This is a genomic window from Variovorax sp. P1_H2, assembly GCF_056405295.1.
This window is the reverse complement of record NZ_JBFUCJ010000105.1, coordinates 1-26,289: the sequence shown is the minus strand read 5'-3', so window position 1 is coordinate 26,289 and position 26,289 is coordinate 1. Positions and strand designations below refer to the sequence as shown.

Here is a 26,289-nt window from a genome sequence, read left to right as displayed (position 1 = left end):
GCGCAGCGGTGCGCGGATCAGGGCTCGCGACTGTTTGAGCCGAAGGCGAGTTTGAGCGAGACCCCGCGTACCGCGAGCAGCGCAGGGAAGCCGCGAAGCGGCCGGTGACGTCGGCCGGCCCAGGGCATACCGCCCGCCATCGCCGCACGCCGCTACCGCGCGCCGCCGCGCCGCCCCGCCGCCCTGAAAAGCCCCCGAACTACTTCCCCTTCACCGCAATCAACTCGATCTCGAAGTTCAGCGTTGCATTCGGCGGAATCACCCCGCCCGCCCCGCGCGTGCCGTAGGCGATCGCTGGCGGGCAGGTCAGCTTGGCCTTGCCGCCGACCTTCATCAGTTGCACGCCTTCGGTCCAGCACGGGATCACGCCGTTGAGCGGGAATTCGGTCGGCTCGCCGCGCTTGTAGGAGCTGTCGAATTCCTTGCCGTCGGCAGGAAAGGTGCCGCGGTAGTGCACCTTGACCACGTCGGTGGCAGCCGGCGAGGCGCCCTTGCCGTCGACCAGCGACTGGAACACCAGGCCGCTGGGCTTGGTGACCGGCGCCGATTGCGCGAAGGCGCTCGGCAGGACGAACAACGAAACAACGGCGGCACAAAGAACTGATCGCACGGCAAACCCTTGGTTGAATGAAAAAACGGGCTCATTATTGCCGGGTCGGCGCCGGCCTGGCACCGCTCTTGCACAACCTTGCCAACGCCTCACCGATACCTCGCTCTCTCACCATGCGCTACCGCACCACGATCGATTCGCAGGTTTTCGACTTCGACGACCTGAAGCAGGTCATGGCCTGCGCCAGCCCGGCGCGCTCGGGCGACTACCTGGCGGAGATCGGCGCGGCCACCGCCCAGCAGCGCATGGCGGCGCGCCACGTGCTGGCCGAGACCCCGCTGAAACAGTTCCTGACCGAGGCGCTGATCCCCTACGAAACGGACAACATCACGCGCCTGATCATCGACAGCCACGACGCCACGGCCTTCGCACCGGTGTCCCACCTGACGGTCGGCGACTTCCGCAACTGGCTGCTGTCCGAGCACGCCGACACCGCGACGCTGACCGCGCTGGCGCCCGGCCTCACGCCCGAGATGGCGGCCGCGGCCTCGAAGCTCATGCGCAACCAGGACCTGGTCGCGGTGGCGCGCAAGTGCAGCGTCGTCACGCGCTTCAGGGACACCATCGGCCTGCCCGGCCATCTCGCGGTCCGGCTGCAGCCCAACCACCCGACCGACGACCTGCGCGGCGTCGCGGCCTCGACGCTCGACGGCCTGCTGATGGGCGCCGGCGATGCGGTGATCGGGCTCAACCCGGTCTCCGACAGCATGCCGGTGCTGGGCGAACTGCTGCGCCTGCTCGACGAGGTGATCCAGCGCTTCGAGATCCCGACGCAAAGCTGCGTCCTGACCCATGTCACCAACACCTTGAAGCTGGCCGAATCCGGGGCACCGATCGACCTGGTGTTCCAATCCATCGGCGGCACCGAGAAGACCAACCTCTCCTTCGGCGTCACGCCCGAACTGCTCGACGAGGCCCATGCGGCCGCGCAGGCCCTGAACCGCGGCACCGTGGGCCGCAACTGCATGTACTTCGAGACCGGCCAGGGCAGCGCGCTGTCGGCCAACGCCAATTTCGGCGTCGACCAGCAGACCTGCGAGGCACGCGCCTATGCGCTGGCGCGCCGCTACCAGCCGCTGCTGATCAACACCGTGGTCGGCTTCATCGGACCCGAGTACCTCTACGACGGCAAGCAGATCATCCGCGCCGGCCTCGAGGATCACTTCTGCGGCAAGCTGCTGGGCCTGCCGATCGGCTGCGACATCTGCTACACCAACCACGCCGAGGCCGACCAGGACGACATGGACACGCTGCTGGTGCTGCTCGGCACGGCCGGCATCAACTTCATCATGGGCGTGCCGGGCGCCGACGACGTGATGCTCAACTACCAGAGCACTTCCTTCCACGATGCGCTGTTCCTGCGCGAAACGCTGGGCCTGAAGCGCGCTCCCGAATTCGAGGCCTGGCTGCAGCGCATGCAGATCAGCGACCGCGCGGGCCGGCTGCAGCCGCCTGCGGGCAACCGCCTGCTGGCCGACATGGGCGCCTTGACGGCGCTGGCTCGATGAAGGACATCGTCACCGCCAGCCCCTGGGGCGACTGGCGCCGGTCGACGCCCGCGCGCCTGGCGCTCGGCCGCGCCGGCGCCGGCATGCCGACCGACGAAGTGCTGCGCTTCGGCTGGGCGCATGCGATGGCACGCGACGCCATTCATGCGGCGCTCGACGTGCCGTCGCTCGCGGCCACGCTGCGCGACGGCGGCTGGGAGGTCGCACAGGCCCGCAGCCGCGCGCCCGACCGCACCGCCTACCTGCGGCGACCCGACCTCGGCCGGCAGCTCGACGCCGCCGACGCCCAGCGGCTGCGCGCCGATGCGCACGCGCCCGTCGACCTGTGCATCGTGGTCGGCGACGGCCTGTCCTCGCTGGCGGTGGCCCGCCATGCCGCACCGCTGCTGGCGGCACTGCGCCAGCACCTGCCGCCCGACCTGTCGCTGGCGCCCGTGGTGATCGCGACGCAGGCGCGCGTCGCCCTGGCGGACGAGGTCGGCGAGGCCTTCGGGGCGCGCCTGGCGATCATGCTGATCGGCGAGCGGCCGGGCCTGAGTTCGCCCGACAGCCTGGGGATCTACATCACCCATGCGCCGCGGCGCGGCCGCCACGACGCCGAACGCAACTGCATCTCGAACGTGCGGCCCGAAGGCCTGCCGTACGCCACCGCCGCCTTCAAGCTGGCCTGGCTGCTGCGCGAGGCCCTGCGCCGCGGCCTGACGGGTGTCGCGCTGAAGGACGACAGCGAACTCCATCTGCCCCATTCCCTATGATCGGGCCGGTACCCGACACCAAGGAATAAAGGAGACCTCGATGACCGATCGCTACCCCCTGGCCGAACTCAAGGACCTGCCCGACGACATTCRCGCCGCGGTGCTCGCGGTGCAGGAGAAGGCCGGCTTCGTGCCCAACGTGTTCCTCGGCCTCGCGCGCCGCCCGGCCGAGTGGCGCGCCTTCTTCGCGTATCACGACGCGCTGATGCTGAAGGACGAAGGCTCGCTCACCAAGGGCGACCGCGAGATGATCGTCACCGCCACCAGCGCGATCAACAAGTGCCTCTATTGCGTGGTGGCGCACGGCGCCCTGTTGCGCATCTACGAGAAGAAGCCGCTGGTGGCCGACCAGGTGGCGGTCAACTGGCGCAAGGCCGACATCACGCCGCGCCAGCGGGCGATGCTCGAGTTCGCGATGAAAGTCTGCGAGCGTTCGCACGAGATCGACGACAGCGACTTCGCGCCGCTGCATGCCCACGGCTTCGACGACGAGGACATCTGGGACATCGCCGCCATCACCTCCTTCTTCGGCCTCTCGAACCGGCTGGCGAGCTTCAGCGGAATGCAGCCTAACCCGGAGTTCTTCCTGATGGGGCGGCTGCCGCGCGAGAAGAAGTAGCGACCGCGTCGTGCCCGCGGCACGAGGCCAGGGCGTCGAGCGCAGGCTGGTAGGTCGGCGTCGCGACGTCCATCACGCCGAGCACCGTGTGATAGAGGTTGTCGTGCGTGAGCGGCGTGTCCAGCCCCGCCTCCATGCAGGCCGTGGAGAGATGGCGCCGGGCCTTCATGCCGTCGCTGAACCAGGTCACCATCGGCACGTGCTTCTGCACCTCGGGTGCGAAGCCGTAGGGCACGCCGTGCAGGAACAGGCCGTACTCGCCCAGCGATTCGCCATGGTCGCTCAGGTAGAGCAGCGCCGGATCGAAGCGCCTGGACTGCGCCTCGAGCCAATCGATGGTCTTGCCGAGAAAGCGGTCGGTGTAGGCGATCGAGTTGTCGTAGCCGTTGAGCAATTCGGAGTGGCTGCACTCGGCCAGCGCGTTGCTCTTGCACTCGGGCAGAAAGCGCTTCACATCGGGTGAGGAGCGCTTGAAGTACGACGGCCCGTGGCTTCCCATCTGGTGCATCACCAGCACTACGCCCTCGGCGCGGCGCTCGGCGGGCAAGGCGGCCAGGCGCCTGTCCAGGCCCTTGAGCAGGACGTCGTCGAGGCACTCGTCGCCCTCGCACAGCGCGCTCTTGACGGCTTCGTCCAGCGGATCGAAGGCCGAGGCATGGGGAATGCGGTCGCACACGCCCTTGCAGCCGCCGGCCTGGTTGTCGAGCCAGAACACCGCCAGGCCGGAAGCCTGCAGCACATCCATCAGGTTCTCGTAGTCGTCCTTGCGCGCCTCGAAGGCGATCTTGCTCAGCGGCGAGAACATGCATGGCACCGAGTCCAGCGTGTTGGTGCCGCAGGAATGGACGTCGCGGTAGCTCAGCACCTGCCGCGCCGCAAGCTGCGGCGTGGTGTCGCGCGCATAGCCGTTGAGCCCGAAGTGGTCGGCGCGCGCCGTTTCACCGACCACCAGCACGAACAGCGGCGGCCTCGCCTGGCCCGCGTAGCTGGCGCCCAGCGCAGCGCCGCCCGTGATCGGGATCAGCTTGCGACTCCGGTTGAAGATCGGCCGCAGCGCGGCGGCGCCGGTGGAATAGAGGCTCGCCGGCGGGTTCATCATGTAGCGCAGGTGGGCGTTGTTGCGCATCAGCGGCGCCAACTGCCGGTTCATCGCCATCGCGCCGCCGGCGGCCATCGCCGCCACGACGAACAGCAGCGCGCCATTGCGCCAGGCCTGCGAAAGCAGGGGCTGGGGCTTCAGCCGCACGCGCCAGAGCGCCCAGGCCGGCAGCGCGCTGATCCACAGCACGTTCAGCGCGAGGCGCCAGTTCATGAGGTCGCGCACTTCGTTGGCGTCGGTCTGCATCGCGTTGGCCAGCATGGTGGGATCCATCACCACGTGATAGCTCAGCATGTAGTGCTGGACCACCGCCGCGAGCACGACGACACCGAACCAGACCGGCTTCATCCAGCGAGACCAGGCTGTGAACGACAGCAGCGCCACGGTGCCGCACACCGTGAGCAGCAGCACCGATGCGATCGAGACCAGGTAGACGCTCGGCGCGCCGCCGATGCGGGCAAGCTCCGCCCACAGGGGCCAATTGGCGGCAAGGCCGAGATAGAGGCTCAGCCAGATGATGACCTGGCGCGCCGAGCGCGGGCGTGACAGCCAGCCGTCGATGGCGCCCCAAGGAGTGCCGGGCTTGGCATCGGGCGCGTCGCGAAACGAGGGATCTGGACGGGGAATCCGGCTGGGAAGGGAAGTCGATCGCGAAGGAGCACCAAGCATCCCACGAGACTAGACAGCGGGAGTGAAATCCCCCTGAATGTCGAAGTCAGCTTTCGTTCAGCTTCGGCAAGGCGGGCCGGCCCGTGCGCCCATGCACCAGCGAATCGATCGCGAAGGCGGTGACCCAGCACAACCATGCGGTCCACAGCGTATGGCTCATGTAGTGCGCACCGCGAAGCTGCTGCGAAAGGCCCAGCGCCAGCCCCGCGACCAGTGCGCAGGCGAACCAGATGCGCGCCACACCCGGCGAAGTTCGGCGAAACACCAGGTAGCCGCCGAGGTAGGCGAAGGCGGCCGAGGCATGGCCCGCCGGAAAGCACTTGCCCGGGCCGCCGTCGCCCACACCCCATGCCCAATGCGACACATGCCGGGCCGCGCCGCCGAAGGCCTGGAGGTCCCACGGGCAGCTGGTCTTGCTGGTGTACTTGAACAGCGAGATGACGGTGACGCAAGCCAGCGTCGTCACGGCGAGCTGGATGCGCTCGACCCGGCCCAGCCGGCGCAGGACGCCGACCGGCCACCAGATCGCCGCGAAGAGCCCGATCACCAGCACCCAGCTCAGCGACTTGGCGCCCTCATGCATCACATTGACCAGGAACCCGTCGTCGCGAAGGGGAAAACCCGTCGGCGTGCCCGCCATCCTGGCCAGCACGAGGTCGAGGCCGCTGGCGTCCCAGAGGAGCAGAAGGATCAGGGCGAGCAGGGTCAGGGCGAGCGGACGGGAAGCAGCAGAGCGAATCATGCGGAGCAAGCTTAGGACGCCCGCATGAACCCAGCCTGAAGCTCGCACGAGATGCTATGAAGGACTGCCCAGGGCGAGTCCTTCACAGCATCTAGACTCCTTCCTTTTGGAAAGGACCGCCCCGTGCGCATATTGCTGGTCGAGGACGACGTCGCCCTGGCAGACGCCGTCTGCGGCTATCTCGCGGCCAAGGCCTTCGTGGTCGACGTGGCGCCGGGCCTCGCGCAAGCGCACGCCGCGCTGGCCGCCGTGCAGTACGCGGCCGTGCTGCTCGACCTGCACCTGGGCGACGGCGACGGCCTCTCCCTGCTGCCGACCATCCGCGCCCTGCGCGAACGTCCGATCGTGATCGTGCTGACCGCCCGCGACCAGGTGACCGACCGTATCCGCGGCCTCGACGCCGGCGCCGACGACTACCTGATCAAGCCCTACGACCCGGCCGAACTGCTGGCACGGCTGCGCGCGGTCGAACGCCGGCGCAGCACCAGCAGCGCGCCGGTGCTGAAACTCGGTACGCTGGAGATCGACATCGCGCACGACCTGGTCCGAAAGGACGGCTTTCCGGTCACGCTGACCCAGAAGGAGTGGGCCTTGCTGCGCGTCATGGCCACCCGCCCCGAGCGCATCCACACCCGCGAGAACCTGGCCGATGCGCTCTACGGCTTCGGCGACGAGGCCGACAGCAACACGCTGGAAGTCTTCATCAGCCGCCTTCGGCGCAAGCTGGGACGCAAGTACATCCAGACTGTGCGCGGCCTCGGCTACCGGCTCTCGTTCGCGCCGGACGAAGAGGACGAATGAAACCCGGGCTGCTGCAGCAGATCGGCGTCAAGCCAACGGGCCGGCGCGATTCGCTCGCAGGCCGCCTCACGCGAACGCTGATCCTGTGGGTCGGCGGCGTCTGGCTGCTGTGCGTGCTCGGCGTCGCCTGGTACGTGGACCGCGAGATCAACCACAACTTCGACAGCGAGCTGATCGAGGTTTCGCACCGGATGTTCGACATGGCGGTGCAGGAGCTCGACAGGCTGCAGCGCGAGAACCCCGCCGCGCCGCCTCCGCTGATCGCGCCGCCGCAGTTGTATCCGACCGACGCCGTGATCTACCAGGTGGTCAACCTGCACGAGCGCGTGCTGCTGCGCTCGGCCGAGGCGCCGGTCAACGCCTTCGACGTGCCGTTGGCGCCCGGGTTCGCCAACGCCGATCCGTGGCGCGTCTACACGTTGCGGCATCCCACGCGCGAACTGTTCTTCCAGGTCGCCGATCCGCTGGACGAGCGCCGCACCGCGCTCAACCGGACCCTCTTCGGCCTCATCATCCCGCTGGGTGCCGTGCTGCCGCTGCTGGCCCTGGTGCTGCGCAACGTGGCCCGCAAGGAACTGCGGGCGCTGCAGCAGCTGGCCGGCGAGATCGAGCAGCGCAGCGGCGTCGACCTGCGCCCGATCCGGCTGCCAGGCCTGCCGAAGGAGCTGCGTTCGGTGGGCGACCACGTCAACCAGCTGCTGGAGCGGCTGTCTCAATCGCTGGACGTCGAGCGCGCGCTGGCCTCGAACGCGGCGCACGAACTGCGCACACCGCTCGCCGCCGCACGCCTGAGGTTGCAGACCGCCCTCGAGCACGATCTGAAGCGCGAGGACGTGCAGGCCGCATTCGATGCGCTGCAGATGCTCGGCCACCGCACCGAGAAGCTGCTGCAGCTGTCGCGGGCCGAATCCGGCGCCTCGCTGACACGGGCGCCGATCGATCTGGTCCAGCTGGCCGGCACGGTGGCGCAGGAGTTCTGGCAGGACCCGCGGGTCAACGAACGCCTGTCGCTCAAGGTCCCGGACAGCGAGCCTCCGATCGCGCTCGGCGACGTCGATGCGCTTGCGATCGCGCTGCGCAACCTGGTCGAGAACGGCCTGCGGTATGGGCGCGGCCGCGTCGTGATCGAGGTGATGGCGCCCTGCACGCTGGCGGTCCGCGACTTCGGGCCCGGAGTCGACGCGGCTCAGTTGAGCACCTTGCAGCACCGCCATGTGCGCCACTCTTCCGACCGCGCGGGCTACGGCCTCGGGCTGTCGATCGTCGGCGCCATCGTCGAAAAGCTCGGCGCCCGGCTCGACCTCGCTTCGCCGCCGCCAGGTGCAGCCAGCGGCTTCGAGGCGCGCATCGTGCTGCGTCGGGCTGGAGAAGCCAGGCCGTGACCCGCTACTCGCCCGCCGCCAGCCCGGCCGCGATGCCGCCGACCCTCCGTGGCGTCAGAGCGCGAACCCGTCGTCGGCCGCGATCACGGCGCCGTTGACGAAATGGCTCTGGCCGCTGGCCAGCAGCACGATCAGCCCGTCGAGGTCTTCGGGCTTGCCGACACGCTTGCGCGGCAGCATGCCGACCAGCTTCTGGCCGCCGTCCGTGACCCAGTGCTCCTCGTTGAGCTCGGTGGCGATGTAGCCGGGACACAGCGCATTGACGTTGATGCCGAAGCGGCCCCACTCGAGCGCCATGGCCTTGGTCATCTGCACCAGCGCCGCCTTGCTCATGCAGTAGACGCCGATCTGCGGCAGCACCTTGAGCGCCGCCACCGAGGCGATGTTGATGATGCGCCCGCCGACGTAGGTGCCCGGCGCCGCCCCCTGGGCGCGGGCCAGCATGCGCTTGCCGACCTCCTGGGCGACGAAGAAGGAGCCCTTGACGTTGGTGTCGAAGATGAAGTCGTAGTCGTCGACCGACACATCCTGCAGCCGGCGGGTGTTGCTCACGCCGGAGTTGTTGACCAGCACGTCGATCGGCCCGACCTCGGTCTCGGCGCGCGCCACTGCGGCCTTGATGCTGCCGAGGTCGGTGACGTCGAGCTCGACCACATGGGCATCGCCGCCCTCGCCTTCGATGCGGGCGCGCAGTTCCTTGAGCTTGTCGGTGTTGCGGCTGGCCAGTACCACCGCGGCACCGGCCCGGGCGAGCGTCTTGGCGAACTGGGCGCCGAGGCCACTCGATGCGCCGGTGACGAAAGCCACGCGGCCGGAAAGATCGATGCTGTAAGCCATGAAAAAGGTCCGGTTGGAGTCTCCGAGGCGACGCCCCTCAAGGCATGCAGGCGACGCATAAAATGGCCCGGCCCGCCGCGGTGCCTCGCACCTTCAAATCATTATCGACGAGACCCACATGACGCATGACGAAATACTCGCCCAGTTCGGCCCCCGCGAAGCCATGGAATACGACGTGGTCGTGGTCGGCGCAGGCCCGGGCGGCCTCGCGACCGCCATCCGCCTGAAGCAGCTGGCCGCTTCGCACGGCAAGGACATCTCGGTCGTCGTGCTCGAAAAGGGCTCGGAACCCGGCGCCCACATCCTGTCGGGCGCGATCATGGATCCGCGCGCGCTGTACGAACTGCTGCCCGACTGGGAAGAGCTCGGCGCACCGCTGAACCAGCCGGTCACGCGCGACACCTTCCTGATGATGACCGAGACCGGCGCCACCCGGACGCCGAACTTCATGCTGCCCAAGAACTTCCACAACGAAGGCAACTACATCGTCAGCCTGGGCAACGTGGTGCGCTGGCTGGCGCAGCAGGCCGAAGGGCTCGGCGTCGAGATCTTCCCCGGCTTTCCGGCCGCGGAGGTGCTCTACACCGACGACGGCAAGGTCCGCGGCGTCGCCACGGGCAACCTCGGCATCGGCAAGGACGGCGAGCCGACCGAGAACTTCCAGCTCGGCATGGAGCTGCACGCCAAGTACACGATCTTTGCCGAAGGCGCGCGCGGCCACCTGGGCCGCCAGCTGATCGCCAAGTACAAGCTCGACGACGGCAAGGACCCGCAAAGCTACGGCATCGGCATCAAGGAGCTGTGGGAAATCGACCCGGCACGCCACGAGCCGGGCCTGGCGGTGCACACGGCCGGCTGGCCGCTGCCTTCGGACACCTATGGCGGCTCGTTCCTGTACCACGCCGAGAACAACCAGCTGATCATCGGCTATGTCGTCGGCCTGGACTATCAGAACCCGTACATGAGCCCGTTCGAGGAGTTCCAGCGTTTCAAGACGCACCCCAACATCCGCTGGTACCTCGAGGGCCAGGACAAGGGCCTGAAGGCGCCCAAGCGGCTCAGCTACGGCGCCCGCGCGATCACCGCGGGCGGGCTGCTGTCGCTGCCCAAGACCGTGTTTCCGGGCGGCGCGCTGGTCGGCTGCGAGGCCGGCTACCTCAACGCCAGCCGCATCAAGGGCAGCCACGCCGCCATCAAGACCGGCATGCTGGCCGCCGAAGCCGCCTACGAAGCGGTGATGGCCGGCCGCCAGCACGACGAGCTCACGGCCTATCCGGCCGCCTTCGAGAAGAGCTGGCTGCACACCGAGCTCAACAAGGCGCGCAATTTCAAGCAATGGTTCAAGAAGGGCCTGGCGGTCGGCACCGTGATGACCGGCATCGAGCAGCTGGTGCTGCGCGGCCACATCCCGTGGACCGTGCACCGCCACCAGCCCGACCACGAGCGGCTCAAGCCGGCAGCCGCGTGCAAGAAGATCGCCTACCCCAAGCCCGACGGCAAGCTCACCTTCGACCGGCTCTCCTCGGTGTTCATCAGCAACACCAACCACGAGGAGAACCAGCCGGCGCACCTGACGCTCAAGAACGCCGCGGTGCCGACCACCATCAACCTGCCCGAGTACGCCGGCCCCGAGAGCCGCTACTGCCCGGCCGGCGTGTACGAGTTCGTGCCGGACGCCGAGGGCAAGGAAAGGCTGCAGATCAACGCCCAGAACTGCGTGCACTGCAAGACCTGCGACATCAAGGACCCGACGCAGAACATCGTCTGGGTCACGCCAGAAGGCGGCGGCGGCCCGAACTACGTCGGGATGTAAGACCCCCACGCTCCCCCACTTCGTGTGGGTCGCTGCCCCCCGAGGGGGCCGCAGGCCGCCTTGGGGCGGCCCGGCGCCGGCCTGAGCCCCCACGCCAGCGGCGTTGAACCTATTTGCCGATCAGTTGCGTCAGCCGTTCGGCCTCGAAGGACTCGTCCTTCGCCGCATCGCCCGGCACGCAATCCTTCTTGCCGGGCTGCGCCGACAGCGACTCGATCGCCTTCCAGAGCAGCGCGATCTGGTGGTCCTGGCTCGAGGCGCTGTCGATCAGGCCCTTCATGGCCTGGCTCAGCGGGTCGTCCTCCAGCGTGATGCCGTAGGCCGAGAACTTGGGGGCGGCCGGGCTGGCCAGGTCGGCGCTCTCGCCGGTCTTGGACGGGATGATCCGGGCCGGGATGCCGACAGCCGTGGCGCCGGGCGGCACCGGCTTGATCACCACCGCATTGCTGCCGATCTTGGCGCCGTCGCCGACCACGAAGCCGCCCAGCACCTTGGCGCCGGCACTGACCACCACGTTCCTGCCCAGCGTCGGGTGCCGCTTGGCACCCTTGTAGAGCGAGGTGCCGCCCAGGGTCACGCCCTGGTAGATGGTGCAGCCGTCGCCGATCTCGGCCGTCTCGCCGACCACCACGCCCATCGCATGGTCGAAGAAGACGCGGTCGCCGACGATCGCCCCGGGGTGGATCTCGATGCCGGTCAGCCAGCGCGAGGCCTGGGAAATGAAGCGGCCGAACCACTTGAGGCCGTGGACCCAGCACCAGTGCGCAAGCCGGTGCAGCGCCACGGCATGCAGGCCGGGATAGAGGGTCAGCACCTCCCAGCGCGTGCGGGCCGCCGGGTCGCGATCGAGGATGCACTGGATGTCGGAACGCAGCCGCGAGAACATGCTTGTTGTCGTTATATGGAGTTCGGATCGGCAGTCTAAGGCCGCGGCTCTTCGCGCACGGCGGATGGGGTTTTCGGCCCGCCCGGGGCCCCATGCGCCGCTTCCGCCATCGCCTTGGCGATGCCGCGCAGGATGTGGATCTCCTCGGGCGTCGGCTGGGCCCGGTTGAAGAGCTGCTGCAGCCGCGGCATCAGCTTCTTGGGCGCGCCGGGGTCGAGGAAGCCGATGTCGACCAGCGAACGCTCCCAGTGGTCGAGCATGCCGGCCACCGCCTTGGCGTCGGCCGCGGCCGGCGCCGGCGTGGCGTCGCGCACCGCGTAGCCGCCCAGGGCCAGCCGCCATTCGTAGGCGATCACCTGGATCGCGGCGCCCAGGTTCAGCGAGCCGAAAGTCGGGTCGGTGGGGATGCTGAGCGCGACATTGCAGCGGTAGACATCCTCGTTGCGCATCCCGAAGCGCTCCKAGCCGAACAGGAAGGCGACATGCTGCGTCTCGCCGCTGGCGAGCGGTTCGAGGTGCTCGCGCGGCGTCCGCGTCGGCGGGCCGAAGTCGCGCGGGATCATCGCGGTGGCGCACAGGTGAGTGACGCCGTCGARCGCCTCGTCCAGCGTGTCGACGATGCGGGCGTTGTTGAGCACGTCGAGCGCCCCGCTGGCGCGCTGGATGGTTTCCTCGCGCCGCAGCACGTTGGCCCAGCGCGGGGCCACCAGGACCAGGTCGCCGAAGCCCATGGTCTTCATGGCGCGGGCGGCGGCGCCGACATTGCCGGCATGGCTGGTCTGGATCAGGATGAAACGGGTACGCATGGGAGGCTCGGCCAAGGGTTCGGGACGCCGGCTTCGCGGAGCCGGTAAAATCCCCCGATTCTCGCCGCCCGCATCGCCGGGCCGCTTTCCAGGGGGCCGCCGCATCAACCGATCGTCCCTTTTCCGTTCTTCTCACAATTCATGTCGTCCCCCAACCTGCACCCCATGCTCAACGTGGCCGTCAAGGCCGCCCGCGCCGCCGGCGCCATCATCAATCGCGCCGCGCTCGACGTCGAAGCGGTGCGCATTTCGCAAAAGCAGGTGAACGACTTCGTCACCGAAGTCGATCATGCGAGCGAGCGCGCGATCATCGAGACGCTGCTCACCGCCTACCCGGGGCACGGCATCCTGGCCGAGGAATCGGGCACCGAGCACGGCGCCAGGGATTCGGAATTCGTCTGGATCATCGATCCGCTCGACGGCACCACCAACTTCATCCACGGCTTCCCGGTCTATTGCGTGTCGATCGCGCTGGCGGTCCGCGGCAAGGTCGAGCAGGCGGTCATCTACGACCCGAGCCGCAACGACCTGTTCACCGCCACCAAGGGCCGCGGCGCCTACATGAACGACCGGCGCCTGCGCGTCAGCAAGCGAACCCGCCTGAACGAATGCCTGGTCTCGACCGGCTTCCCGTTCCGCACCGGCGACAACTTCAAGCAGTACCTGGCGATCATGGCCGACCTGATGCCGCGCATGGCCGGCCTGCGCCGCCCGGGCGCCGCGGCGCTCGACCTGGCCTATGTCGCGGCCGGCTTCACCGACGGCTTCTTCGAGACCGGCCTCAACATCTGGGACGTGGCGGCCGGTTCGCTGCTGGTCACCGAAGCCGGCGGCCTGATCGGCAACTTCACCGGCGAACCCGAGTTCCTCGACCAGCGCGAGTGCCTGGCCGGCGCGCCCCGCATCTACGGCCAACTGGTGCCGCTCCTGGCCAAGTACTCCAAGTTCGCGGGCATCGACGACAAGCTGCGCGCCAGCGACCGCATCCGCGCGGTCGATCCGTCGGCGCACGCCGGCGACACCTACGCCCGCAGCACGATCGAGGCCGCGCCGACGCCCCCCGCCGGCGACGAGCCCGCGGCCGACGCGCCGCCGGCGCCACGCAAGCTCACGCGGATCCGCCGCGAGGCCCCCGTGACGCCCGCCGAGGGCGACGCCGCCGCCAAGTGATGGAGGCGCAGCGCGCGGCCGCCGTCCGCAGCCGCGCCGCGATGCGCGTGGCGCTGGGGCACTACATCGCCAACGGTGTCTCGGTGGCGCTCGGGCTGCTGCTGATCTCCGGCGGCGTGCACCTGGTGCTGGGCACGCTCGCGGCGTCGGCCGCCTCGGTCGGCGTGATCGTCACGGCGCCGCCCGACCTGCCCGCTCCGCGCCGCGGCAAGCTGCTGCAGATGCTGCCGGCGCCGCTGATCGGGCTGCCGCTGTTCTTCCTCGTGCAGCTGCTGCACGCGGCCCCCCTCCAGCTCGGCCTGGTGCTGGTGCCGGCCACCTTCCTGGCCTTCCTGGCGATGGCCTGGGGCAAGCGAGGCATCCCGATCGCAATCGCGGTGATGTTCTCGATGATCTTCTCGATGGCCACGCAGAAGCCCGCCGACATGGCCGAAGCGGTGCAGCGCACGCTGCATTTCGGCCTCGGCGCCGGGCTCTACGTGATCTACGCGGTGCTCGCCAACCTGGCGCTCAACGCCCGCTACCGGGTGCAGGTGATGGCCGACCTGCTGCTGTCGCTGGCGGCGCTGATGCGCACCGAGGCGCGCCAGTTCACGCCGCTCGATGAATCCGGCGATGTCCGCGAGGTGCCGGCCTCGCTGCTCGGCCTGCTGCTGGGCCAGCAGGCGGCGCTGGCCGACCAGCTGCAGGCGGCCCGCGACATCGTGCTCGAATCGCCGCGCACCCCCTCCCGCCAGCGGCTCGCCGGCATGCTGATGACGGTGCTCGAGCTGCGCGACCTGCTGCTGGCCAGCGAACTCGACCTCGATGCGCTCAAGGCCCACCCGGGCCATGCGGCGGCGCTGGTCGAGATGCGGCGCATCCTCGAAGCCCTGGCCGGCGACACCGCCGCGCTGGCCGACGCCCTGCTGCTCGGGCGCCGGCCCGGGACGGTGCCCGACCGCCGCCCCGAACTGACCGCGATCCACCTCGACGAGGAGGCCGCGCCTGCGCGCGGCTACACCGGCCCGACGCCGGCGATGCTGGCGCGCGGGCTGGCCAGCCGCATCGGCCACATCAACGACGAAGTGCTGCGCCTGTCGGCCCTGGCCCGCGGCGACCGCGAGCCCGACCTGGCGGTGGTCCGGGCCAGCTGGCAGATGTTCGTCAGCCCGACCGAATGGTCGCTGCGGCCTTTCCTCACGCTCTGGCGCTGGGACGCGCCGCCCCTGCGCCACGCGATCCGCGCCGCGCTGGCGATCGCCGCCGGCTACGGCATCGCGCTCGCCCTGCCCTGGGGCTCGCACGACTACTGGATCCTGCTGACCATCGTGGTGGTGCTGCGCGGCAGCCTGTCGCAGACGCTGGAGCGGCGCAACAGCCGCGTCGCCGGCACCTTGCTGGGCTGCGTCTTCGCGGTCGCCCTGCTGGCGGCGCACCCCACCCCGCTGGGCCTGCTGGCCGCGATGACGCTGGCGCAGGCGATCGCCCACGGCTTCGCGGTGCGGCGCTACCTGATCACTTCGGTCGCCGCCACGGTGCTGGGACTGGTCCAGGCCCACATGCTGAACACCGGCATGAGCACCACCTTCGCGCTGTTCGAGCGCGTCGCCGACACCCTGATCGGCGCCGCGCTGGCCTGGGCCTTCTGCTACGTGCTGCCGTCCTGGGAGCGCGGCCAGATCCCGTCGCTGGTGGCGCGGGTGCTGAAAGCCCAGGCCCGCCATGCGCGGCTCGCGCTCGGGCTGGGCCAGCTGCGCTCGGTCGGCGTCAGCCCCGAGCTCGAATGGCGGCTGGCCCGCCGCGAGGCCTACGACAGCCTCTCGGCCCTGGTGCAGGCGACGCAGCGCTCGCTGTCGGAGCCGCGTGCCGTGCGCCCGCCGCTCGAACCGCTGGAACACCTGCAGGCCCACAGCTACCAGTTGCTGGCCCAGCTGAGCGCGGTGAAGTCGATGCTGGTGCTGCGGCGCGACCGCCTGACGCCGGCCGAGATCGAAGGCCCGCTGGCGCGCACGGCCCAGCGCATCGAGGCCGCCATCGGCGCCGCGCCCACCAGCGGCCCGGTGATGCCCGAGGGCGCGCCTGCCACCACGCTGTCCGGCCCGATCCCGTTGCCCGACCCCTTCGACAACGACATCACGCCCTGGCTGCTGCGCCGGCTCGACATGGCCACGGGCATCGCGGCGCAGCTGCGCGACGACGCGGCACGCATCCTGCAGCCGCTTGCGGAAGCCAGGCAAGACAGCCCCCAGACCGCCCGATGATCCTGAACCTGCTCGCCTACCCGTGGTCGGCCCCCCTGCTCGCCGCGCTGCTCGCGCTGCCGCTGGCACTGCTGGCGCACCGGGTGGCCGCGCTGGTGCTCGACCGCGTCACACGCTCGGTGCCGACGCTCCACGCGACGCTGCTGGCGATCAAGCGGCCGGCGCGCTTCGTGCTGCCGCTGATCGCACTGCAGCTGGTCTGGCAGGCCGCACCCGAAGACCTGCGCTTCATCGGCAACGTCCGCCACCTCAATGGCCTGCTGCTGATCGCGGCAGCGACCTGGCTCGCGGCGCAGGCGATCAACGGCTTCGCCGACGGCATGGTCAGGCAGCACCCCTCGGACGTGCGCGACAACCTGCAGGCGCGCCGTATCCTGACCCAGACGCGGGTGCTGGCCCGCACCGCCAATTCGGTGCTGCTGGTGGCGGGCGCCGCGCTGATGCTGATGACCTTCCCGGGCGCGCGCCAGGTCGGCGCCAGCCTGCTGGCCTCGGCCGGCGTGATCGGCATCGTCGCCGGCCTGGCGGCCAAGCCGGTGTTCAGCAATCTGATCGCCGGGCTGCAGATCGCGCTGGCGCAGCCGATCCGGATCGACGACGTGCTGGTGGTCGAAGGCGAGTGGGGGCGGGTCGAGGAGATCACCGGAACCTTCGTGGTGCTGCGGATCTGGGACGACCGCCGGCTGATCCTGCCGCTCACCTACTTCATCGAGAAGCCGTTCCAGAACTGGACCCGGCACGACTCGCAGCTGCTCGGCTCGGTCTTCGTCTACGCCGACTACGGCATGCCGCTGGCGCCGCTGCGCGCCGAGGTCGAGCGCATCGTCAAGGCGGCGCCCGAATGGGACGGCCGCTTCTTCAACCTGCGGGTCACCGATGCCACCGAGCGCACGATGCAGATCCGCGTGCTGTGCACCGCGGCCTCGTCGGCGCTGGCCTTCGACCTGCGCTGCACGGTGCGCGAGGGGCTGATCGAATTCATGCAGCGCGAGTACCCGCAGTTCCTGCCGCGGATGCGGATCGAGGGCGACGGCGGGCGGGCGGCCGCGGCAGCGGAGACGGCGCAGCCCTGAACAGTCAAGCGCCGCGCCGCCCGCGGTCGGCCTTGGGCAGCACGGCTTCGGCGGCCATGCGCTCGGCGCGTGCCTGCAGCAGCCGCAGCGCATCGTCCAGCCGGGCCACCGATTCGGCATCCAGCGCCCCCACCAGTTCGCCATTGATCTGCGTCACCAGCGGGAACAATTCGTCGTACAAGGTCTGCCCGCGCGCCGTGAGCCCCAGCAGCACCTGGCGCCGATCACCGGCCGGATGCTCGCGCGACAGCAGCCCCTTGGCCACCATCGAGCCCACTGCCTTCGAGGTCCGCGCCCGATCGAGCTGCGCATGCTCGGCCAGTTGCGAGGAACTCAGTTCGCCGCGGCTGGCCAGCGTGGCGATCAGCCGCCACTCGCGCCGCGTGATGCCGAAGCGCCCCTCGCACAAGCGGATGACCATGCTGCCGCCGACCGCGAGCAGGCGCGACAGGCGGTACAGCAGCAGGTCGTCCAGGGGTCGGCGTGGCGCGCTCATCTAGTGGTAAGTCCTTGGAATGGTTGATTTGATCAATCGAATGCCGCGACTCTAAAGTCAATCCAAAGGAGACAAGACCCTATGCACCACGGAATCGACCGCCGCCACGTCCTGGCGGCCCTCGGCGGCCTCGCGCTGTCGCCGCTGGCGCGCGCCCAGGCCTACACGCCGGGCCAGCCCATCAAGGTGCTGATCGGCGTCCCGGCCGGCGGCACCCAGGACGTGCTCACGCGCGCCATCGCGCATGAAGTGCGCGACTCGCTCGGCCCGCTGATCATCGACAACCGGTCCGGCGCCGCCGGCCGCATCGCGGTCGAGGCGGTGAAGACCGCGGCGCCCGACGGCCGCACGCTGCTGCTGGGCACGGCCAGCATGATGACCATGTTCCCGGGCGCCTACCGCAAGCTCTCCTACGACCCGATCAAGGACTTCGTGCCGATCATCAACGCGGCCCGCTTCGAGCTGGCGCTGGTGGTCGGCAAGGACGTGCCCGCCAACACGCTGCCCGAATTCCTGGCCTGGGCCAAGGCGCAGGGCGACAAGCTGAGCTTCGCTTCCTACGGCGCCGGCACGCCCTCCCACTTCCTCGGCGAGATGCTCAATCGCGCCGCCGGCCTGCAGATGGTCCACGTGCCCTACCGCGGCTCGACGCCGGCGCGGCAGGACCTCATGGGCGGCACCATCCCGGTGTACTTCGACACCGTCGGCGGCGCGCTGCAGATGCTGCCCACCGGCCGCGTGAAGGTGCTGGCCACCAGCGGCGAGAAGCGCTCGCCGCTGATGCCCGACCTGCCGACCTTCACCGAAGCCGGGCTCAAGGGCGTGGTCGCGACCGCCTGGTTCGCGTACTACGCGCCATTGAAGACGCCGCAGCCGATCGTCGACAGGCTGCGCGCCGAGTTCACCCGCGCCGTCAATTCGCGCGAGGTGCGCCAGCAACTGATGCAGAACGGCATGTACCCGGTGGGCGACGGCCCCGAGGCGCTGTTGAAGACAATGCGCGAGGACACCGCCCGCTGGGGCGGCATCATGAAGGCCGTGAATTTCCAGGCCAACGACTGACCTTTCCTCGCATCGGAGCCCCCATGTTTTCTCGTCGATTCATCCCCCGCCTCGCCGCCGCGCTCGTCCTCGGCGCAGCCACCCTGGGAGCCCAGGCCCAGACGCTCGAGGGCGGCCCGCTGCGCATCGTGGTCGGCTATGCCGCCGGCGGCGCCACCGACCGCGTGGCGCGCATCGTCGGCGACAAGCTGCAGGCCAAGCTGGGCGTCCCGGTGGTGGTCGACAACAAGCCCGGCGCCGGCGGCCGGCTGGCGGCGCAGCAGGTCAAGGCCACGCCGGCCGGCCAGAACGTGCTGATGCTCGCCAACCCGGCCGTGATGGTGGTTGCGCCGCTGGTCTTCAAGGACAACGGCTACGACGCCGAGCGCGACTTCGTGCCGGTCTCGCACGTCAATGACTACGAGTTCGCGCTGTCGGTGTCGACCGCGGTGCCGGTGCGCGAGCTGTCGCACCTGCTGGCCTGGATGCGCGCCAACCCCGAGAAGGCCAACTTCGGCGTGCCGGCGACCGGCAGCCTGCCGCACTTCTTCGGCCTCATGATGGGCGAGAAGGCCAAGGTGCGGGCCGAGGTCGTGGGCTACCGCGGCTCGGGCCCGTTGCTGACCGACCTGATCGGCGGCCAGGTGCCGATCGCCTTCGACACCTTCGACGTCGACTTGCCGCAGCATCAGGCCGGCAAGATCCGCATCCTGGCGGTGTCGGGCGCGAAACGCTCGGCCTTCGCGCCCGAGATCCCGACCTTCAGAGAAGCCGGCCTCGACCTGGTCGCCACCGGCTGGAACACCTTCTTCGCCCCGGCCAGCATGCCGAAGGACAAGGTCGCGCGCCTCTCGCAGGCGATCCGCGAAGTCATGCAGGACCCCGACACCCAGCGCCGCTTCAAGGACACGCTGATGACGCCGGTGGTCAGCACCCAGGCCCAGACCGAGGCCATGCTCAAGGCCTACCGCGCGCAGTGGGCGCCGGTGGTGCAGAAGTCCGGCTACCAGCCCTGAAAACCATGCAACGACCCAACATCATCTTCATCGTCGCCGACGACCTCGGCCATGCCGACCTCGGCTGCTATGGCGGCCGCGACGCGGCCTTCGGGCCGGTCTCGCCGGTGCTCGACGGCCTGGCCGCGAACGGCATCCGCTTCACGCAGGGCTACGCGAACTCGCCGGTGTGCTCGCCGACCCGCTTCGCGATGATCACCGCACGCTACCAGTACCGGCTGCGCGGCGCCGCCGAGGAGCCGATCAACAGCAAGAGCCGCGGCAGCAACACGCTCGGCCTGCCGACCGATCACCCGACCCTGCCCTCGCTGCTGCTCGGCGCCGGCTACCGCACGGCGCTGGTCGGCAAGTGGCACCTGGGCTATCCGCCTGCCTTCGGTCCGCTGCGTTCGGGCTACGAGGAGTTCTTCGGCCCGATGTCGGGCGGCGTCGACTACTTCACGCACTGCGATTCGAGCGGCCGGCACGACCTCTGGTCGGGCGAGGAGGACTGCCCGCAGGAGGGCTACCTCACCGACCTGCTGTCGCGCCGCGCGGCCGACTACGTCGAACGGATGGCGCAGCAGGAGGCGCCCTTCTTCCTGAGCCTGCACTACACGGCGCCGCACTGGCCCTGGGAAACGCGCGACGACGCGGCCAAGGCGCCGGCGGTGAAGGACAACTTGTTCGACCTCACGGGCGGCAACATCCACACCTACCGCCGCATGATCCACCACATGGACGAAGGCATCGGCTGGATCATGGCGGCGCTCGAGAAGCACGGCATGGCCGACAACACGCTGGTGGTGTTCACCAGCGACAACGGCGGCGAGCGCTTCTCCGACAACTGGCCGCTGGTCGGCGGCAAGATGGACCTGACCGAAGGCGGGATCCGGGTGCCCTGGATCGCACACTGGCCGCAGGGCATCGCCGCCGGCTCGGTCAGCGAGCAGCATTGCATGACGATGGACTGGTCGGCCACGATGCTCGACGCCGCCGGCGTCCCGGCCGATCCTCGGTACCCGCTCGACGGCGTGTCGCTGCTGCCGGTGCTGCGCGACCCGGGCAAGACTTTCGCGCGGCCGCTGCACTGGCGCATGAACCACCGCGGCCAGCGCGCGCTGCGCGACGGCGACTGGAAGTACCTGCAAGTGGACGGCAACGAGTACCTGTTCAACATCCCGGCCGACGAGCGCGAGCGGGCGAACCTGGCGCGCAAGGAGCCGGAACGCCTGGCCGCCATGCGCGAGGGCTGGCTGGCCTGGAATGCGACGATGCCGCCGATTCCGGAGGATGCGACCGTGAGCCTTGGCTACTCGATCAAGGACATGCCGGGGAGATAGGCTCGCCCCCAGGTTGCCCCGCACTGCGTGTCGGGGCGCCCACCCCTACCGGGGGCAACACCAGCGGCCCGGCAGAGCCGGTTCGAGCGGGCCGGGCTGCGCCGGCCGTGAAAAAGCCCGCCGAAGCGGGCTTTGCCGTTTGTACCGCCTGGGTCAGCTGGCTTGCAGGGGCTGCGCGGGGCGCTGGGCCGAGGCGCGCAGGAAGTGGACCGTGCGGACCAGCGCCCAAAAGGCGGCACGCAGGCGCTTCAGGGCCGGGGCGAACACCGAAGGCTCGTTGCGGCCAAGGTGGCTGGCTTCGTCGTTGGCCAAGTCGCGCTCGAAGGTGTCGGTGAACTTGGGGTTGCGGGGGAAATAGGCAGTAGAAGCGGTCATGCGTTGAATTTTAAGGGTTTACCCTAGTTCTCATGCCCCCGCGACGCCATAACCACGCAGCAGGAACGGCATTTCGTCGCGCTTGACCGTGGAATCCGCGATCCACCGGCGATCGACCCCCTGCAGCGCCCGCACCGGCCCACTTGACTCCGATGTACTTTAGATATATCTTTATCTAATCAGATAACGAACAGAAAGATATTCCATGCGAGCTCACAGAAGCTTTTTACACGGCAACCCGCGCGGCGAACACGGCGATGGGCTGGGCGGCGGACGGGCCGGGGCGATCGAGCACCGCGGCGGCCGTGGCGGTGGTGGCGGGGGTGGCGGCGGCCGGATCTTCGGCCACGGCGGCCTGCGCTTCGTGCTGCTGCAGCTGATCGCCGACAAGCCGAGCCACGGCTACGAGCTGATCAAGGCCATCGAGGAGCGCCTCGGCGGCCGCTACAGCCCGAGCCCGGGCATCGTCTACCCCACCCTCACGCTGCTCGAGGAACTGGGCTATGTCAGCGTCGATGCCGCCGATGGCGGCGGGCGCAAGCGCTACAGCGCCACTGAGGGCGGCCTGGAATTCCTGGCCGCCAACCGCGCGACCACCGACGAGTTGATGGCCCGCATGGCCGGCGGCGTCGACGGTGCCGGCCCGCGCGCCGGCCGGCCGCCGCAGGTGGTCCGCGCCATCGAGAACCTCAAGCTCGCGATGCGCCTGCGCCTGGCGGCGCCCCTCACCGAACAACAAGCCCACGAATTCGCCGCAGTGCTCGACAGCGCCGCCCAGCAACTGGAACGCGTTTGACCCCATGACCGATACCTCCACCGCCTCCTCCACCCCCGACCGCCTGCCGCGCCGCGTGCGCCACGAACTTCGCTTTCGCAAGCTCGAGGTGCGGGCCGTGCGGCGCATCACACCGCATCTGATCCGCATCACGCTCGGCGGTGACGAACTGGCGGGCTTCAACAGCCCCGGCTTCGACGACCACGCGAAGATCTTCTTCCCGGACGCAGTGACCGGACAACTCACGGTACCGACGACAGGGCCCGAAGGCCCGGTCTGGCCGCCCGGCCCGAAGCCGGCGATGCGCGACTACACGCCGCGCCGCCATGACGCCGCCGCGGGCACGCTCGAGATCGACTTCGCGCTGCACGATGCCGGTCCGGCCACGCAATGGGCCGAGTCGGCCCGTCCCGGCGAGAGGGTCGGCGTGGGCGGACCCCGCGGCTCCTTCATCATCCCGACCGCCTTCGACTGGCACCTGCTGATCGGCGACGACACCGCCCTGCCGGCGATCTCGCGGCGCCTGGCCGAACTGCCAGTCGGCGCGCGTGCCGTGGTGCTGGCTGAAGTCGATGGCGAAGCCGACGAAATCGCCTTCGACACGCAGGCATCGCTGGACCTCCAGTGGGTGCATCGGCGCGGCACAGAGCCCGGCACCGGCTCGCCGCTGCTCGACGCGCTGCGCCAGCTGACACTGCCCGAGGGCGATTTCCACGCCTGGGTGGCCTGCGAATCCACCGCCGCCAAGGCGATCCGCGCCCACCTGGTGGGAAAACGCGGCGCCCATCCGAAGTGGGTCAAGGCGGCCGGCTACTGGCGCCGCGGCGCCGCCGCCACCCACGACACCCACGACGACTGAGCGCGCGTCCACCCCCCAAACGCGCTATGCCGCGCGGCCGTTTGACTGTCGGCTGGCAGCGCTCGAAAATCCCCCTTCCCTGAGTACTTATGCCTTAGACGTCGATTGAACCAAGGGGGCAAGAGATGAGCACCGCACCTGCACACTGGCAGTACTTGATTGCCGTGTTGACCGGGGCGCTACTGCTTTTCGGCGCCATGTGGGCATGGCGGCGCATGGCGATGCGCCGCGAGGCGGAGCGGCGCATCGAAGCCGCAAGGGTGCGTTCGGGCCATGTGCCGCTGGAGATCCCGACCGTGCGCGGCGGGCTCGGTGCCTCGGGGGACTCGGTCCCCGACACCCTGCCCGAGTGGTTCATCCAGGGCAAGGGCGAACACGCGATCGTCGACGAAACGCCACGCATCCGGGTCCGCTACGTCGACGGCCACGACCGAAAGGTCGAATGCACGATGCAGGTCGACCATCTGGACCTGCAGAAGAAGGTCATCATCGGCCACGGGGAACTCCCCGGCGACGCCCGGCGCCTGCCGCTCCACCGCATCACGTCCGCCCGCATCGCCGATTCGGGCCAGCGTTTCAACATCGACACCTGGGTCGACGCCGTGCGGGTCGCCCGGCGGCGGCGCGGCCAGGCCTGAGGCGCTCTCGTCCCCGGCTCAGCCCGCGACCCGGATGTGATCCGGCGCCAGGCCTTGGCGATGCCGCTGCCACATCGCGTCGAAGGCGGATTCGAGCCGACGCGCGAAACGCTCCGAATCGAACAGCGGCGAGTTCGTCCGCTGATGCTGCAGCCGCTCGCGCAGCGCGGCCAGGCGGGCCGGCGAGGTCGCCAGTTCGAGTGCGAGACCTTCGTACGCCGCCACGCTGCGGGTCACGAGTTCGGGCAGCCCGAGCGCCGCCAGCAGGCTGGCGCCGACACGCGCCGGAAAGGTGGCGCCGGCCAGCGTCAACACCGGGACGCCGCCCCACAGCGCGTCGCTGCAGGTCGTGTGCGCGTTGTAGTGGAAGGTGTCGAGGAACAGGTCCGCGTGCCGGTGGCGCGCCAGATGGTCGGCCAGCGGCATGCGCGCGGCCCAGACGATGCGCTGCGGATCGACATCGCGCCGGGCGGCCTCGGCGCCGAGCGCGCGCTGGGATTCGTCGTTGCTCTTGAGCAGCCACAGCACGCTGCCGGGCACGGCGCGCAGCAGGCGCATCCAGACATCGAACACATCGGGCGTGATCTTGTGAATGTTGTTGAAGCAGGCGAACACCAGCGCGTCCGGTGGCAGGCCCAGTTCGGCGCGGCTGCCCGGATCGCTGCCGATCGCCTTGGTGTCGTCGTTTGGGAAATAACTGTCCGGCAGCCACACCACCTTTTCGGCGTAGTGGCAGAACTCGTCCTCGGGGATGAGGGTCGCGTCGGCCAGGATGTAGTCCATGAAGTCGCAGCCCATCGATCCCGGAAAGCCGAGATAGTTGACCTGCAACGGTGCTGCGCGGCCGGCGAAGATGTTGGAGCGGAAGCCCTCGGTGAAGCCGTTGAGATCCACCGCGATGTCGATGCCGGCGGCTCGCGCCAGCGCCGCGATCTCGGCGTCGCTGCGCCCGGAGACATTGCTGAAGTGCTCGAGCGCCGCGGCGACGCGCGCGCCAACGGCGTCCTGAGGATGCGACCCGAGCGCGAAGCCGAAAGTCTCGAAACGGCTCCGGTCATGGCATTCGAACACGCGGGCGATCAACTGCGACGTCGGATGGTTGCGGAAGTCGGACGAGAAGTAGCCCACCCGCAGGCGCCGGGCCGGATCTCGAGCCTCGACGGCGCGCTCGACCGCCGGCTGCGGCGGACACTGGTCCTGCGCATAGATCCGGGCCGAGCGCAGCAGGGTGGCGGGGCCGGCGGGCACCGGCATCAGGGTGAAGGGGGTCGCCGCCTTTTCGCCGGCATCGACCCGGGCCACCACCCGGCTCACCTGCTGCGCCCAGTCGTCCCACCGGCACACCGCCATCGCGGCGTGCAGCCGGTGGCCGGCCAGATAGTCCCTTTGCGGCGCCAGCTGTTCGACCCGGTCGTAGCACGCCAGCGCCTCGGCCGGCCGCTTGAGCAGGGTCAGCGTGATGGCCTGGTTCATCCAGGCCGTGACGTCCTCTGGGGCGAGCGACAACGCGCGACGATAGCTTTCGAGCGCTTCGGCGCCGCGGCCGAGTTCGGTCAGCACGGCGCCGCGATCGCTCCAGTCGTTCACGCGCCCAGGATCGAGCACCAGCGCGCGCTCATGGTGCTGCACGGCGGCGCCGAAGCGATGCAGGGTGGCCAGCGTGCCGGCCAGGTTGGATTGCAGCTCGGGAGAGCGGGGATTCAGGCGCTCGGCGCGGCGAAAGGCATCGAGCGCCTGCTCGTGTTCCGACAGCGCGCCGTGCGCCACGCCCAGTTCGTGCAGTCCCTCGAAGTACGGGCCGGCCAGCTTGAGCGAACGGCCGAAGGAAGCGATGGCCTCGCGCGCCCGGCCGCGCTGCGCCTGGACCCGGCCCAGGTAGAACAGCGCCTCCGGGGAGCAAGAGGGCAGCGCGGCGGCCTGCTGCAGGAAATCCTCGCAGGCGGCGAACTCCTGGCGATTGCCGCAGATGTAGGCCAGGAGCTCGCAGGCCCGGCCATTGCGGGGATCGCGCTCGACCGCCTGCCGCAGCAGGCTCTCCGCCTGGGCGATCTGCCCGGTTCGGAAATGATGTTCGGCCTGGGCCACCAGTTGCATCGTCGTCTGCATCCAGCGCTGCGAGAGACACGGAACGGGCCGCCGCAGCGCGAGGCGGCCCTTCCACCCTGAATGACGCCCATCGGGCGGCGCCATTGTGCGGCCCCGTCCCCCTTCAAGACAACCACAGGTCTCCCAGGATGGAATCTGGACCACGCAGAGCCAAGGCCGACGACGACCCTGCGGCGGACGAGGCCGAAAGCTACGCCGACATTGGCGCTGGCTGCAACGATGGCGCTATCCTCCTCCGATGCCCCGCAAGCCTCCCGACCCGAAGCGCATCGCCCGCAGGAACCACGAGGTCCGCGTGGCCGAGGAATTCCCGCTGCCCAAGGTAGAGGGCTCGATCAAGGAGCTGGACGTGCTCAACACCGGATCCGCGATCGTGAACGGCGTGTTCGACCTGGAACAGCTCGAGGCGATCGTGGCGCACATGAAGGCGCCGGGCGCTTCCGATTGACGGGCGCTAGTTCGCAGTCGCAATCGGCCCGGCCGTGAACACGTCTTCAGGGCCTCGGATCTCTTCACGAGCGACATCTCGTTCGAGAGTCGGCTCCGGGCCCACAGCGGCTGATCTCCTGGCCCCCGAAGCGGCGCGCCAGGAGATCAGCGCCGGGCGCTCTTTAGATCAAACGCCGAAAGCCGGTCAATTGGTGGCGG

The 26,289-nt window shown here is 69.5% G+C and carries 25 protein-coding genes; 16 read left to right on the top strand and 9 right to left on the bottom strand.

Annotation, left to right across the window (positions count from 1 at the left end; genetic code table 11):
- Positions 1–199: 199 nt before the first annotated feature.
- Positions 200–610, bottom strand: a complete 411-nt coding sequence (locus tag AC1D2E_RS27500; RefSeq protein WP_478200330.1) for an FKBP-type peptidyl-prolyl cis-trans isomerase — start codon at positions 608–610, stop codon at positions 200–202.
- Positions 611–723: 113 nt separating this feature from the next.
- Between AC1D2E_RS27500 and AC1D2E_RS27495 the strand changes: the two genes are divergently transcribed.
- Genes AC1D2E_RS27495 through AC1D2E_RS27485 form a run of 3 tightly spaced genes read left to right on the top strand, consistent with a single transcriptional unit; the run spans position 724 to position 3,492 of the window.
- The gene (locus AC1D2E_RS27495; RefSeq protein WP_478200329.1) at positions 724–2,118 is read left to right on the top strand and encodes an ethanolamine ammonia-lyase subunit EutB; all 1,395 of its coding nucleotides are present in this window, start codon (positions 724–726) and stop codon (positions 2,116–2,118) included.
- Positions 2,115–2,873 (top strand): ethanolamine ammonia-lyase subunit EutC, encoded by a 759-nt coding sequence (eutC, locus tag AC1D2E_RS27490; protein ID WP_478200328.1) that lies wholly within the window; start codon positions 2,115–2,117, stop codon positions 2,871–2,873. Before AC1D2E_RS27495 ends, eutC begins: the two co-directional genes overlap by 4 nt.
- Before the next feature lie 40 nt (positions 2,874–2,913).
- Positions 2,914–3,492 carry a peroxidase-related enzyme gene (locus tag AC1D2E_RS27485; RefSeq protein WP_478200327.1) on the top strand — a complete coding sequence of 193 codons (579 nt, stop codon included), beginning with the start codon at positions 2,914–2,916 and terminating at the stop codon, positions 3,490–3,492.
- On the opposite strand, the gene AC1D2E_RS27480 is transcribed toward AC1D2E_RS27485, so the two are convergent.
- Positions 3,443–5,260, bottom strand: a complete 1,818-nt coding sequence (locus AC1D2E_RS27480) for a phosphoethanolamine transferase (protein WP_478200326.1) — start codon at positions 5,258–5,260, stop codon at positions 3,443–3,445. The genes AC1D2E_RS27485 and AC1D2E_RS27480 overlap by 50 nt on opposite strands.
- A gap of 46 nt (positions 5,261–5,306) precedes the next feature.
- Positions 5,307–6,002, bottom strand: a complete 696-nt coding sequence (locus AC1D2E_RS27475) for a phosphatase PAP2 family protein (protein ID WP_478200325.1) — start codon at positions 6,000–6,002, stop codon at positions 5,307–5,309.
- Positions 6,003–6,125: 123 nt separating this feature from the next.
- Here AC1D2E_RS27475 and AC1D2E_RS27470 point away from each other — a divergent pair, with 123 nt between their 5' ends.
- On the top strand, positions 6,126–6,803 hold the full coding sequence (locus AC1D2E_RS27470) for a winged helix-turn-helix domain-containing protein (protein ID WP_478200324.1): 678 nt from the start codon (positions 6,126–6,128) through the stop codon (positions 6,801–6,803).
- Positions 6,800–8,185: a sensor histidine kinase gene (locus tag AC1D2E_RS27465; RefSeq protein WP_478200323.1), complete on the top strand. Its 1,386-nt coding sequence runs from the start codon at positions 6,800–6,802 to the stop codon at positions 8,183–8,185. The genes AC1D2E_RS27470 and AC1D2E_RS27465 overlap by 4 nt, the downstream gene beginning before the upstream one ends.
- A gap of 54 nt (positions 8,186–8,239) precedes the next feature.
- Here AC1D2E_RS27465 and AC1D2E_RS27460 read toward each other — a convergent pair whose 3' ends face one another.
- Positions 8,240–9,022: an SDR family oxidoreductase gene (locus AC1D2E_RS27460; RefSeq protein WP_478200322.1), complete on the bottom strand. Its 783-nt coding sequence runs from the start codon at positions 9,020–9,022 to the stop codon at positions 8,240–8,242.
- Positions 9,023–9,140: 118 nt separating this feature from the next.
- On the opposite strand from AC1D2E_RS27460, the gene AC1D2E_RS27455 reads away from it, so the two are divergent.
- Positions 9,141–10,835: an electron transfer flavoprotein-ubiquinone oxidoreductase gene (locus tag AC1D2E_RS27455; protein WP_478200321.1), complete on the top strand. Its 1,695-nt coding sequence runs from the start codon at positions 9,141–9,143 to the stop codon at positions 10,833–10,835.
- A gap of 109 nt (positions 10,836–10,944) precedes the next feature.
- Here AC1D2E_RS27455 and cysE read toward each other — a convergent pair whose 3' ends face one another.
- Entirely contained in the window at positions 10,945–11,721 is a 777-nt protein-coding gene (cysE, locus tag AC1D2E_RS27450) for a serine O-acetyltransferase (protein WP_478176449.1), read from the bottom strand.
- 35 nt (positions 11,722–11,756) lie between these two features.
- Positions 11,757–12,527, bottom strand: coding sequence for an RNA methyltransferase (locus AC1D2E_RS27445; protein WP_478200320.1), 771 nt, complete (start codon positions 12,525–12,527; stop codon positions 11,757–11,759).
- A 141-nt stretch (positions 12,528–12,668) separates the two neighbouring features.
- On the opposite strand from AC1D2E_RS27445, the gene AC1D2E_RS27440 reads away from it, so the two are divergent.
- From AC1D2E_RS27440 to AC1D2E_RS27430, 3 genes are read left to right on the top strand one after another with little or no spacing between them, the layout of a single operon-like run.
- Positions 12,669–13,697, top strand: coding sequence for an inositol monophosphatase family protein (locus AC1D2E_RS27440; protein WP_478200319.1), 1,029 nt, complete (start codon positions 12,669–12,671; stop codon positions 13,695–13,697).
- Positions 13,697–15,940 (top strand): FUSC family protein, encoded by a 2,244-nt coding sequence (locus AC1D2E_RS27435; RefSeq protein WP_478200318.1) that lies wholly within the window; start codon positions 13,697–13,699, stop codon positions 15,938–15,940. Before AC1D2E_RS27440 ends, AC1D2E_RS27435 begins: the two co-directional genes overlap by 1 nt.
- Positions 15,937–17,013 (top strand): mechanosensitive ion channel family protein, encoded by a 1,077-nt coding sequence (locus AC1D2E_RS27430; RefSeq protein ID WP_478200317.1) that lies wholly within the window; start codon positions 15,937–15,939, stop codon positions 17,011–17,013. Before AC1D2E_RS27435 ends, AC1D2E_RS27430 begins: the two co-directional genes overlap by 4 nt.
- 4 nt (positions 17,014–17,017) lie before the next feature.
- Here the strand turns inward: AC1D2E_RS27430 and AC1D2E_RS27425 are convergent, their stop codons facing one another.
- Positions 17,018–17,509, bottom strand: a complete 492-nt coding sequence (locus AC1D2E_RS27425) for a MarR family winged helix-turn-helix transcriptional regulator (RefSeq protein ID WP_478200316.1) — start codon at positions 17,507–17,509, stop codon at positions 17,018–17,020.
- A gap of 81 nt (positions 17,510–17,590) precedes the next feature.
- On the opposite strand from AC1D2E_RS27425, the gene AC1D2E_RS27420 reads away from it, so the two are divergent.
- Genes AC1D2E_RS27420 through AC1D2E_RS27410 form a run of 3 tightly spaced genes read left to right on the top strand, consistent with a single transcriptional unit; the run spans position 17,591 to position 20,888 of the window.
- A complete protein-coding gene (locus tag AC1D2E_RS27420) occupies positions 17,591–18,571 on the top strand; it encodes a Bug family tripartite tricarboxylate transporter substrate binding protein (protein WP_478200315.1) in 981 nt (326 codons plus the stop codon).
- Between the two features lie 23 nt (positions 18,572–18,594).
- A complete protein-coding gene (locus AC1D2E_RS27415; protein ID WP_478200314.1) occupies positions 18,595–19,566 on the top strand; it encodes a Bug family tripartite tricarboxylate transporter substrate binding protein in 972 nt (323 codons plus the stop codon).
- A 5-nt stretch (positions 19,567–19,571) separates the two neighbouring features.
- The gene (locus tag AC1D2E_RS27410) at positions 19,572–20,888 is read left to right on the top strand and encodes a sulfatase family protein (RefSeq protein WP_478200313.1); all 1,317 of its coding nucleotides are present in this window, start codon (positions 19,572–19,574) and stop codon (positions 20,886–20,888) included.
- A 153-nt stretch (positions 20,889–21,041) separates the two neighbouring features.
- Here AC1D2E_RS27410 and AC1D2E_RS27405 read toward each other — a convergent pair whose 3' ends face one another.
- Entirely contained in the window at positions 21,042–21,263 is a 222-nt protein-coding gene (locus AC1D2E_RS27405) for a hypothetical protein (protein ID WP_478200312.1), read from the bottom strand.
- 205 nt (positions 21,264–21,468) lie between these two features.
- On the opposite strand from AC1D2E_RS27405, the gene AC1D2E_RS27400 reads away from it, so the two are divergent.
- From AC1D2E_RS27400 to AC1D2E_RS27390, 3 genes are all read left to right on the top strand, one after another.
- Positions 21,469–22,059 carry a PadR family transcriptional regulator gene (locus tag AC1D2E_RS27400; protein WP_478200311.1) on the top strand — a complete coding sequence of 197 codons (591 nt, stop codon included), beginning with the start codon at positions 21,469–21,471 and terminating at the stop codon, positions 22,057–22,059.
- A gap of 4 nt (positions 22,060–22,063) precedes the next feature.
- Positions 22,064–22,897, top strand: a complete 834-nt coding sequence (locus tag AC1D2E_RS27395; protein ID WP_478200310.1) for a siderophore-interacting protein — start codon at positions 22,064–22,066, stop codon at positions 22,895–22,897.
- A 125-nt stretch (positions 22,898–23,022) separates the two neighbouring features.
- Positions 23,023–23,535 carry a hypothetical protein gene (locus tag AC1D2E_RS27390; RefSeq protein WP_478200309.1) on the top strand — a complete coding sequence of 171 codons (513 nt, stop codon included), beginning with the start codon at positions 23,023–23,025 and terminating at the stop codon, positions 23,533–23,535.
- Between the two features lie 18 nt (positions 23,536–23,553).
- Here the strand turns inward: AC1D2E_RS27390 and AC1D2E_RS27385 are convergent, their stop codons facing one another.
- Positions 23,554–25,641: a tetratricopeptide repeat protein gene (locus AC1D2E_RS27385; RefSeq protein ID WP_478200308.1), complete on the bottom strand. Its 2,088-nt coding sequence runs from the start codon at positions 25,639–25,641 to the stop codon at positions 23,554–23,556.
- 238 nt (positions 25,642–25,879) lie between these two features.
- On the opposite strand from AC1D2E_RS27385, the gene AC1D2E_RS27380 reads away from it, so the two are divergent.
- Complete coding sequence (locus AC1D2E_RS27380) at positions 25,880–26,089, top strand: hypothetical protein (protein WP_478200307.1); 210 nt, start codon at positions 25,880–25,882, stop codon at positions 26,087–26,089.
- Positions 26,090–26,289: the final 200 nt, after the last annotated feature.

Coding starts and splice junctions, on each gene's coding strand:
- AC1D2E_RS27390 (WP_478200309.1), top strand. CDS start 23,023: ATGAGCACCGCACCTGCACACTGGCAGTACTTGATTGCCGTGTTGACC.
- AC1D2E_RS27385 (WP_478200308.1), bottom strand. CDS start 25,641: ATGCAGACGACGATGCAACTGGTGGCCCAGGCCGAACATCATTTCCGA.
- AC1D2E_RS27465 (WP_478200323.1), top strand. CDS start 6,800: ATGAAACCCGGGCTGCTGCAGCAGATCGGCGTCAAGCCAACGGGCCGG.
- AC1D2E_RS27405 (WP_478200312.1), bottom strand. CDS start 21,263: ATGACCGCTTCTACTGCCTATTTCCCCCGCAACCCCAAGTTCACCGAC.
- AC1D2E_RS27420 (WP_478200315.1), top strand. CDS start 17,591: ATGCACCACGGAATCGACCGCCGCCACGTCCTGGCGGCCCTCGGCGGC.
- AC1D2E_RS27440 (WP_478200319.1), top strand. CDS start 12,669: ATGTCGTCCCCCAACCTGCACCCCATGCTCAACGTGGCCGTCAAGGCC.
- AC1D2E_RS27395 (WP_478200310.1), top strand. CDS start 22,064: ATGACCGATACCTCCACCGCCTCCTCCACCCCCGACCGCCTGCCGCGC.
- cysE (WP_478176449.1), bottom strand. CDS start 11,721: ATGTTCTCGCGGCTGCGTTCCGACATCCAGTGCATCCTCGATCGCGAC.
- AC1D2E_RS27425 (WP_478200316.1), bottom strand. CDS start 17,509: ATGAGCGCGCCACGCCGACCCCTGGACGACCTGCTGCTGTACCGCCTG.
- AC1D2E_RS27410 (WP_478200313.1), top strand. CDS start 19,572: ATGCAACGACCCAACATCATCTTCATCGTCGCCGACGACCTCGGCCAT.
- AC1D2E_RS27415 (WP_478200314.1), top strand. CDS start 18,595: ATGTTTTCTCGTCGATTCATCCCCCGCCTCGCCGCCGCGCTCGTCCTC.
- AC1D2E_RS27455 (WP_478200321.1), top strand. CDS start 9,141: ATGACGCATGACGAAATACTCGCCCAGTTCGGCCCCCGCGAAGCCATG.
- AC1D2E_RS27430 (WP_478200317.1), top strand. CDS start 15,937: ATGATCCTGAACCTGCTCGCCTACCCGTGGTCGGCCCCCCTGCTCGCC.
- AC1D2E_RS27475 (WP_478200325.1), bottom strand. CDS start 6,002: ATGATTCGCTCTGCTGCTTCCCGTCCGCTCGCCCTGACCCTGCTCGCC.
- AC1D2E_RS27480 (WP_478200326.1), bottom strand. CDS start 5,260: ATGCTTGGTGCTCCTTCGCGATCGACTTCCCTTCCCAGCCGGATTCCC.
- eutC (WP_478200328.1), top strand. CDS start 2,115: ATGAAGGACATCGTCACCGCCAGCCCCTGGGGCGACTGGCGCCGGTCG.
- AC1D2E_RS27495 (WP_478200329.1), top strand. CDS start 724: ATGCGCTACCGCACCACGATCGATTCGCAGGTTTTCGACTTCGACGAC.
- AC1D2E_RS27400 (WP_478200311.1), top strand. CDS start 21,469: ATGCGAGCTCACAGAAGCTTTTTACACGGCAACCCGCGCGGCGAACAC.
- AC1D2E_RS27435 (WP_478200318.1), top strand. CDS start 13,697: ATGGAGGCGCAGCGCGCGGCCGCCGTCCGCAGCCGCGCCGCGATGCGC.
- AC1D2E_RS27380 (WP_478200307.1), top strand. CDS start 25,880: ATGCCCCGCAAGCCTCCCGACCCGAAGCGCATCGCCCGCAGGAACCAC.
- AC1D2E_RS27460 (WP_478200322.1), bottom strand. CDS start 9,022: ATGGCTTACAGCATCGATCTTTCCGGCCGCGTGGCTTTCGTCACCGGC.